This is a genomic window from Streptomyces sp. NPDC055078, from assembly GCF_053607985.1.
Window position 1 is genome coordinate 1 of sequence record NZ_JBSGUP010000920.1, and the last position, 2,480, is coordinate 2,480.

Below are 2,480 nucleotides of genomic sequence, written 5' to 3' on the forward strand. Positions count from 1 at the left end.
GGGACGGAGCCTCCCGCACCGCCGCCGCTCCCGCACCGCCCGGGGCCGGCTGCGGGTCGCTGTCTGCGGTCAGCGGTCAGCGGTCAGCGGATCGGCATACCCGCGAGGGTCCTGGCGATCACCAGCCGCTGGATCTCGCTGGTTCCCTCGAAGATGGTGAAGATCGCGGCGTCCCGGTGCATCCGCTCCACCGGGTAGTCACGGCTGAATCCGTTGCCGCCCAGGATCTGGATGGCCTGCGCGGTGACCTCCTTGGCCGCCTCGCCGGCGTACAGCTTGGACATCGAACCCTCGGCCGAGGTGAACGGCCGGCCACTCGCCGCCATCCAGGAGGCCCGCCACACCAGCAGCCGGGCCGCGTCTATCCGGGTGCGCATATCGGCGAGCTGGAAGGCGATGCCCTGGTTGTCGATGATGGGCCGGCCGAACTGGGTGCGGGTCGTGGCGTAGTCGAGCGCGACCTCGTACGCGGCGCGGGCGGTGCCCACCGCCATCGCGCCGACCGCCGGGCGGGACGCCTCGAAGGTCGCCATCGCCGCGTTCCTGATCCGCTCGCCGTCGCCGGGGTCGCCCGGGATGGCCCTCTCACGGGCCCGGGCGAGGCGCTCGTCGAGCTTCTCCTTGCCGCCGAGGAGGCAGTCCCCGGGGACGCGCACACCGTCGAGGACGACTTCCGCGGTGTGGGAGGCACGGATTCCGTGCTTCCTGAACTTCTGCCCCTGGGACAGACCGGGGGTGCCCGGCGGGACGATGAAGGACGCGTGGCCCTTGGTGCCGAGCCCGGGGTCGACGACGGCGACCACCACATGGACATCGGCGATCCCGCCGTTGGTCGCCCAGGACTTGGTGCCGTCCAGGACCCATTCGCCGGTGGCCCCGTCATACACCGCGCGGGTGCGCATCGCGCCGACGTCGGAGCCCGCGTCCGGTTCGGAGGAGCAGAAGGCGGCGACCCTGACATCGTCCGGGTCGCCGTACATCTGCGGAATCCAGGTGCCGATCTGGTCCTCCGTGCCATTGGCGAGCACACCGACCGCGGCGAGTCCGGTGCCCACGATGGACAGCGCGATTCCGGCGTCTCCCCAGAAGAGTTCCTCCATGGTCATCGGAATGCCGAGGCCCGTCGGGTCGTAGAACTGCCGGGCGTAGAAGTCGAGGGAGTAGATGCCCACCTTGGCCGCTTCCCGGATGACCGGCCAGGGTGTCTCCTCGCGCTCGTCCCACTCGGCGGCGGCCGGGCGCATCACCTCCGCGGCGAAGCCGTGCAGCCAGTCACGGATCTGCCTCTGGTCATCGTTGAGTTCAAACGTGAACTCGGCCATGTCCCCTCCTGCGCTGCCATGCCACCCAGGGCGTTACTTGCGGTAACCGCAGTCTGTTACCGGGTGGTAGAGCATGTCAACCAGCCATGGGCGGTTACCCGGGCGGAACGCGGGGGGTGTTACTTTGCGCAGGCGTCACGCAATCGCACGGGCGGGGAGAAACACCGATGGAGACCACGAAGCAGTCCTCCGACCAGGATCGGCCGGCCGATCAGCGCCGCCGGGCACTGCTCGAAGCGGCGGACCGGGTGGTGCTCCGGGACGGACCTCATGCCTCCATGAACGCCATCGCGGCCGAGGCGGGTATCACCAAGCCCATTCTGTACCGGCACTTCGGCGACAAGGGCGGGCTCTACCGGGCGCTGGCCAAGCGCCATACCGACGCGCTGCTCGCCTCGCTGCGGGCTGCGCTCGACGCGCCCGCCGACCGGCGCGAGCGGATCGAGGCGACCCTCGACACCTATCTCGCGGCCATCGAGGCACGGCCGCAGGTCTACCGCTTTCTGATGCACCCCGCGGAGGACACCCAGCAGTCCGAGGCCGGGTTCGACGTCGGCCGCCACTCGGCGCCGCTGCTCCGGCGGCTCGGCGAGGAACTGGCCAAGGTGATCCACGACCGGGTGGAGCTGGGCCCGGACGGGGAGCGGCTGGCGCGGGTCTGGGGGCACGGCATCGTCGGCATGATGCACGCGGCGGGCGACTGGTGGCTGGGGGAACGGCCCTGCTCGCGGGCGGAGTTGGTGGGGTCGCTGGCGGATCTGCTCTGGGGACGGCTGGCCGCGGTGGCGGACAAGGCGGGCGGCCCGGGCTTCTGACGCCTGCCGGACGGCTCGGTGCCCGCGGCGCCTCAGCCCCCGGCACGCCCCGGCCCGCCCCGGCCCCGGGCGCGCCCAGCCCCGTTCCACCCGGGTCCGCCGGAGCGCCCGCCCCCGCCCGAGGCGTGCCCAGCCCCGTTCCGGGGGCCCGGGGCGCCGCACCCGGCAAACGCCGCCGACCGCGCCCGGCCGGAACGCTTGCCTCCGGGGCCCAGACCCTCGACCGTGTCCCGCGCCTGCGGCGGGCCGGTTCCCCTGCCCCGCCCTTCCCGTAACCGGGGCAGGCCCCGGACCCCATGTACGGCCTTCGGCCGTGTCGTCAATCGCCGGACGGGCTGAAAGC

2 protein-coding genes are annotated in these 2,480 nt (G+C 72.4%); one reads left to right on the top strand and one right to left on the bottom strand.

The genetic code is table 11. The features are described 5' to 3' along the window. Nucleotides 1-83: 83 nt before the first annotated feature. Nucleotides 84-1,322: an acyl-CoA dehydrogenase family protein gene (locus tag ACWF94_RS38580; RefSeq protein ID WP_453499657.1), complete on the bottom strand. Its 1,239-nt coding sequence runs from the start codon at nt 1,320-1,322 to the stop codon at nt 84-86. A 167-nt stretch (nt 1,323-1,489) separates the two neighbouring features. Here ACWF94_RS38580 and ACWF94_RS38585 point away from each other — a divergent pair, with 167 nt between their 5' ends. Further along, nucleotides 1,490-2,137, top strand: coding sequence for a TetR family transcriptional regulator (locus tag ACWF94_RS38585; protein WP_453499659.1), 648 nt, complete (start codon nt 1,490-1,492; stop codon nt 2,135-2,137). Nucleotides 2,138-2,480: the final 343 nt, after the last annotated feature.